General features: G+C 39.1%; 5 protein-coding genes and 1 pseudogene. 2 read left to right on the top strand and 4 right to left on the bottom strand.

The features are described 5' to 3' along the window. A partial coding sequence (locus tag J3L11_RS19700; protein WP_347566507.1) for an IS3 family transposase occupies positions 1 to 115 on the top strand: 115 nt, incomplete at its 5' end. On the opposite strand, the gene J3L11_RS18330 is transcribed toward J3L11_RS19700, so the two are convergent. Next, positions 104 to 340, bottom strand: coding sequence for an RHS repeat-associated core domain-containing protein (locus tag J3L11_RS18330; RefSeq protein ID WP_347566528.1), 237 nt, complete (start codon positions 338 to 340; stop codon positions 104 to 106). The two genes, J3L11_RS19700 and J3L11_RS18330, sit on opposite strands and share 12 nt — an antisense overlap. A gap of 53 nt (positions 341 to 393) precedes the next feature. Between J3L11_RS18330 and J3L11_RS18325 the strand changes: the two are divergent. Further along, a pseudogene (locus tag J3L11_RS18325) lies at positions 394 to 522 on the top strand (IS481 family transposase); the annotation flags it as partial. Between the two features lie 116 nt (positions 523 to 638). Here J3L11_RS18325 and J3L11_RS18320 read toward each other — a convergent pair. Genes J3L11_RS18320 through J3L11_RS18310 form a run of 3 tightly spaced genes read right to left on the bottom strand, consistent with a single transcriptional unit; the run spans position 639 to position 6,003 of the window. After that, positions 639 to 1,232, bottom strand: coding sequence for a hypothetical protein (locus tag J3L11_RS18320; protein WP_207571920.1), 594 nt, complete (start codon positions 1,230 to 1,232; stop codon positions 639 to 641). Further along, positions 1,229 to 2,020 carry an RHS repeat-associated core domain-containing protein gene (locus J3L11_RS18315; RefSeq protein WP_207571919.1) on the bottom strand — a complete coding sequence of 264 codons (792 nt, stop codon included), beginning with the start codon at positions 2,018 to 2,020 and terminating at the stop codon, positions 1,229 to 1,231. Before J3L11_RS18315 ends, J3L11_RS18320 begins: the two co-directional genes overlap by 4 nt. A gap of 14 nt (positions 2,021 to 2,034) precedes the next feature. Then, the gene (locus tag J3L11_RS18310; protein WP_207571918.1) at positions 2,035 to 6,003 is read right to left on the bottom strand and encodes an RHS repeat protein; all 3,969 of its coding nucleotides are present in this window, start codon (positions 6,001 to 6,003) and stop codon (positions 2,035 to 2,037) included. Positions 6,004 to 6,170: the final 167 nt, after the last annotated feature.

Genomic DNA, 6,170 nt, shown 5'->3' with positions numbered 1-6,170 from the left:
TTATATTGAGATGTTTTACAACCCGAAACGACAGCATAGTTCCAATGATGGACTATCACCGTTAGAGTATGAACGTCAGTATTTTAATGAGGCTAAAAGTCGTCTAGTGAAGTAGTGGCGATTCAAACCGCCCTATGAGTGGATCATAGTATCGTGCCTGCATATAGGTCAGCTTCAGATCTTCATCCTGCAGATGACCAGTAAAACCTATCCCAGCCTTATCACCACCAAGCCGTTTACCAAAAGGTTCGTAGTGACTACGGCTCAATACATTTCCCGAAGCATCAGTTTCAGCTATCACTGAACCGAGCATATCTGTATGCTGATAACGAATTGTCACAGCTTGAACAGTTGCAGACACCACAAAACAACAGCGTCATGAGTAATGGTTCAAACGACTGGCTGGCTTATTACAACAATGAACGGACTCATCAGGGAAAAATGTGTTGTGGCCGAACACCAATGGTGACACTCATTGATGGGAAAGCGATTTGGGCTGAAAAGAATTTAGCTCAAATCTAATCTGACGGAGGCACCAGAAAAATGGGTAACTGTCAGATCAGGTTTGAGCTAGTACAGCTCAGACCCACCTCGTTATTGAATTTTATTCTTGCAACAACGAGGCGGACCATACACTTTTACGGGTTTAATTTTGCTTTCTCGTATCGATTCTTGATTCGAGCGACCCAAGTTTTAGTGTCTTCAGAGTTAACGCCGTTCAAATATTCATCAAACATTTGAATTGCAGTATTACTACCATCTAATCTGGTTTCTAGTTCCAATATTAGTTTGTTCCAGCCAGCTAACATTACTGAATCGTCAACATATATAAACCAATCTAAGAATTCATCAAAGACATAAAATTGGCTAATTGAACAATCAATTTTTGATTCATAATTGGATAGCTCCGACCAATTAAGAGGAAGCTTAACAACAACCCTTGGTAAGGGTTGACCAAGTTCATTCAATTCTCTAAAAGCCCAAGCGATATATATATCACTTGTGTTTGACCAATTTTCGATGACCTCTTTTAGTGCTAAAAACGTATTCTTATCTATCCAAGAATTCCTACCAAATTCGTATTCTTCATTTTCATGCCATATGAGCGCACACATTCCATCTTTTAATGGGAATTCAGGAAATGGATGAACATCTTCTGGAAAGTATTCATTTTTAATCTTCGTTAATAGACCTTCAACAATTGCTATCCCTTTTTCATCCGAAATAATCATTTTTTTACCTCAGGATACCTAATTGTAGTTTGTGTTTTGTTACCACTTTCATTGGTAATTTTTATGGATGGTGTACCTTTCTCAACATCTGTACCTTTCCCGCTTTTTCCTGAACTTGCATGCTGATCCACTTTCCTACCATCGGGCAATTTACCTACTTTTGTTCCGTTTTCATAAGTTTTCGTTTCACTTCCTTTGGTCAACGTATTGAAATTTTTGTCAACTTCTTTACTTCCGTTACTAGATTTATATTCATTTTTTTTCCCTGTGCTTGTTTTGTTTTTCAATACTTTTTTAATCCGTTGATTAGACTTATAAACTTTGTATGCTTTAGGTGCAATTTTCGCAGCCGCAACTAGTGCAGGGAAAAGCCGTGCAAATTCTCCATCAGGATCGGTATATTTGTATGGATTATTATTTGCGTAAGCATACCTATTGAAACCTTGTGCAGGGTTTTCTTGTTCCATGTGCCCTAATGTATCAACAGGATCATTCGAGTAAAAACGCCCGATAAGTGGATCATAGTATCGTGCCTGCATATAGGTCAGATTCAGATCTTCATCCTGCAGATGACCAGTAAAACCTATCCCAGCCTTATCACCGCCAAGCCGTTTACCAAAAGGTTCGTAGTGACTACGGCTCAATACATTTCCCGAAGCATCAGTTTCAGCTATCACTGAACCGAGCATATCTGTATGCTGATAACGAATTGTCACAGCTTGAACAGTTGCAGACACCACAAACAACAGCGTCATGAGTAATGATTTAAACATATTTATATTCAGCATATTACACATCCCTGTTAACGGTCGACTTCAGCCACAATTTGTTTACCGAGATAAATACTGTCAGTTTGCGTACCATTTGGCGCTAATCGATACAATAACTGTCCATCTTTACTGTAAACAGTATATGAATTTCCACTGCTATTAGTCTTCTTGACCTTACGATTAAAACCGTCATAAACGTAAGAAATGGATTTCGCACTCGTCATTTGCTGCGCTAGGTTATAACTCAACGCATAACGTCCATTATTGATGACATTACCACGAGCATCATATTGATATTTATAGGCGTAAGCACCTGTCAAATTATTGAGTAGATTACGGCTATTGTACTGAAAACCGATTGTTGAGTTGTTGTAACTCCTACTGAGTATGTTACCCATACCATCGTAACTAAAACGTCCTGTTCCCCACTTACCGTTGGCACTAATTAAGCGATCAACACCATCATAATGAATGCTGCTGATGTCATAACTGCGGTCAACAAAGTCAATCAACTCTGTTAGATTGTCGTTAAAATCATAAGCCGGTTTTAGGTTGTTTTTTACCACCCCACTTTTTGCATCCAATAAAGAGTCAAGCCGCCCACTCGTATCCTGCTGCACGGTTCTGAGTATGCCGTTACCATAAGTGAACTGTTTTATTTGCCCATTGGCAAAATAACTGACGCCTGAAGCATATGCTCCCGCCTTAGTAGCTTGTCCTAACGCATTTGGCAAAAAGTCCACGGTCCCCCCGGAGGGGTATGTGAGTGATGATAGTGCTCCCAGGCTGTTGTAATTTCTCGTTAATGCAAAGCTTCTATTGTCTAAGGTCAACGTTTCCTTAGCGACTAGATTTAGGCTGTTGTACTGATAATTCCAAAGCACATTACCCGCAGAGAGGGTTACAAGATTGCCTTGAGGATCATAGCCGTATGTCTTATTTGATATGCCGTCCGGGTATGTCTCTGTGCGGATAAGCCCCTGGTTATCATATCCAATCAAGACTTTCTGACTTGACGGAACAGCTCCTGGGTCACAGGCAGTTGCACTGCCACTAGTTCCTTCTGCACGCCAAATAATTTGCCGTTGTCCATTGAACCCAAAGGCGGTTATTCCAGTTTCGGGGCGTACGACCTTACACAGTTCCTGATAAACATCATAAACACGATTTTCCGTCACACGTCCTTGGGAGAGTGCGGTTACTTGCCCAAATTCATTGTAAGCAATAGAAAGACTATCTGTATCAGGGGCGTCTATGGATATTGGTAGCTGATAATCAGGACTCCCATAAGCTAAATATGTCGTTGTTGTTGTATTGCCTTCCCCATCCGTTACGGCAACACTATTGTTGGAAAGATAGCTTGTTTGAATTTCTCGGCCATCACTAGTCCGTGTTTTTCGTATCACTCGACCTAAAACATCATATTCAGTTTTGTTACCGAACCTATTTGCTGGTGAATTGTTGAAAAATGTTTCAAGGGTTACCCTACTCTCCGCATCATATTCAAAAGACTGATATCTGGCAGTTGTCCCATTTGTGGTATCCCGTTCAGATACAAAAATAGGCCTCAATAAACCATCATGATAAATTCTCTTTTGATAATTACCTTGGCTAATCGTTTGCCGTAAGCTTCCTGCTGGAATGTCGCTACCATTTAGTCCGTCATTCGCGACGGTCACTGTCGTATAGTCGATAGTTTTATCCAACCACTTCGTATCTGCATAATCAATCTTTGTTAGCCATCCGATTGGGTTGTAACTATAGTTAACTTTATTTCCATTAAAATCAGTGACACTCTGAATTGTGCCATCATTATTAACGGATAAAAGTGCCACGACAGTGTTTACTGAACTTCCATTAACCGTATTGCAGCCATTTGTGATATTACAAGGTAATGTGATTTTCCTAGGCGTACCTCTAAAATAACTATCATACTGCTCATAGCGACCAGAGCCATTATAGGTGGTCTTTTGCAATGTCCCATCAGTATTATAGTAATTTGTAGAAATCAGCTTACCCGCTACATAACTATTTGATATCTCACCAATACCACTTCCACTAGTATAGAAGTCTTTCTTATCGCTGCTCTTCCACAGACTTCCATCAGACGAAACTTCTTCACCTGATACCACATCCAGTAGATTGATACTGTTGAGGTTAAAGTAGGTTATTTTTTCCCATAGATCATTGCTACTAAAATCATTGAAATAGTGAACAATTTCAGGTTCATCAGAATCTGTAAATAACGTTACTTGTTTAGAATATTTATCTGTTGAACCGTCATCCGCTGTAAGAATTTCTGACGACAATTTTTCTTTTATCTTCTGCTCAGACGTTTCATCAAGATATACATTACTGCTCCCTACATATCTCCCCTTGTAATATTGGTACTCCTCTCTTTTAACAACATGCCCAGCAATATTAATATATTCCTTTGCATATAACTTATTTTCGTCCCAACCTAATTTTCTAGAGAAAAAGAAAACCTCTTTACTGCCATCAGGGTTTGTTATAGTGGTAGATTTAAAATCACCAACATCATGGCCAGAAAATGAAATATCAAAGTCAAGTGTTTTGGGCGCTACCTTAGTCTCACCACTATATGCCCCCTGATTCTGAGAGTAATTATAACTCCATGATTTAGTAATGCCATCAACATCTTGTACGGTCTTATCGTATATAGATATCATGCTTACACAATCTGTGTCATAATAGCCAACTAAATATTGCGGCCAACGGTTTGGATTAGGCCTCGGCACTTTATCAATGCCAGTTCTTCCGTGGTATGTTTCATGGAGTGAAAAAATTCCCTGCTCACCTTCTGGGCTTGTCATTTTGGCAAAAACACCACCTTGAACCGTCCCAAGCGGACAGCCTGTCCCCATTACCATTTGGGAATGTTCTCCCATAGTTACTCTATTCCAAAAGTAATGTCCTGGTTCATTTGATTTTTTGGGGTGTTCAAACTTCCAACTTCTTCCATCGGGTCGAGTCACTTGTGAGAGTGTTGCAATATCATAGGTGTCGTATGCATAATTGTAAGTATGCACGCCATCAGTCACAGAAGAAATATAATTATTACTATTGTAAGAAATAGAAATGTTTCTGCCATCACTGCTTTGTATCTTTATTAACTTGTCGCCACTGTATATATAGTCGACATAATTTCCATGCTTGTCGACTATTTTACTCGGCATCAAAAAAACTGAATATTTCCTCAAATTAATCAAAAATGTTTGAGTATCTGAAGGGTCTGGCAATTCTGGCTGTGTACAATTAAATGAACAAGGGGGAGGAGTGGGAGTACTCGCAGAGACATCAACAGATTTTAAATTTTGGACATATTTTATTTTTGTAAAATAATAAGTGTTAGCATTATTATCGACTACTTTAAAGCCTTCATAGCCATCAGAGGTATTTAAACAACTGATTTTCCATCCACTGGCTGTTGTTTTAACTCCATTGGTATCTGCTAATATTTTCTCATTACCAACACCTGGAATTTCTATAGAGTCTCCAGCCCAATAATCACGTTCATCTACTTTGTAAGTAGTTCCCGCTACTAACTTGTACTGACCCGGGCCTAATGGCCTACTGCATGCCGTACCGAGCGCCCACGCTCCATGATCTGTGGGGAAATTCCCTTGGGGATCTGAAAGCAAAGTACTCCTAACATGAGGTAGCACCAGACTCCAAGACGCAAATTCTCTGCTGTCAGCAAACCAGCCATCAGGTCCGCTTAAAGTTCTCTCAATTTTAACGGGCAGTGTGAAATTTCCAGGGAGGTTTAAATCGGTTTGGGTGAAGCTTAGATTCCCCATCACCGGGTCTATCTTATCGCCAAATAAATGATAATCTTGAGCTTTAAGTTCAGGTTTAATATTGAACTTATCTAATACGTCAACCCCCACTCTGTCTGCTGAGGCAGGAGTACTGGATGCAATAGAAGTAAAAGAAAAAAGAGCCAATGCCCAGATAATCAAAATCCGTCTAATAAACATATTTATCCTTAAATGTTTTTAAATTAATGCAAATTAGTGCAAAAACTTCGCGATTATAGCTACCAAATATAATTATTAAAACTTATTTTTATTTAACAAAAATTACATTATTTAAACATTTAATTAAACATATTTATTATTGAAATAGGCTTTGATGTGATGGACGC

It is taken from the genome of Shewanella sp. 4t3-1-2LB (assembly GCF_017368415.1).
GTDB classification, from domain to species: domain Bacteria; phylum Pseudomonadota; class Gammaproteobacteria; order Enterobacterales; family Shewanellaceae; genus Shewanella; species Shewanella fodinae.
This window is presented reverse-complemented; position numbering and strand designations above follow the sequence as displayed.

What these genes read in the sequence shown, in the direction of transcription:
- J3L11_RS18315 (WP_207571919.1), bottom strand. Translation starts at nt 2,020, where the DNA reads ATGCTGAATATAAATATGTTTAAATCATTACTCATGACGCTGTTGTTT.
- J3L11_RS18320 (WP_207571920.1), bottom strand. Translation starts at nt 1,232, where the DNA reads ATGATTATTTCGGATGAAAAAGGGATAGCAATTGTTGAAGGTCTATTA.
- J3L11_RS18310 (WP_207571918.1), bottom strand. Translation starts at nt 6,003, where the DNA reads ATGTTTATTAGACGGATTTTGATTATCTGGGCATTGGCTCTTTTTTCT.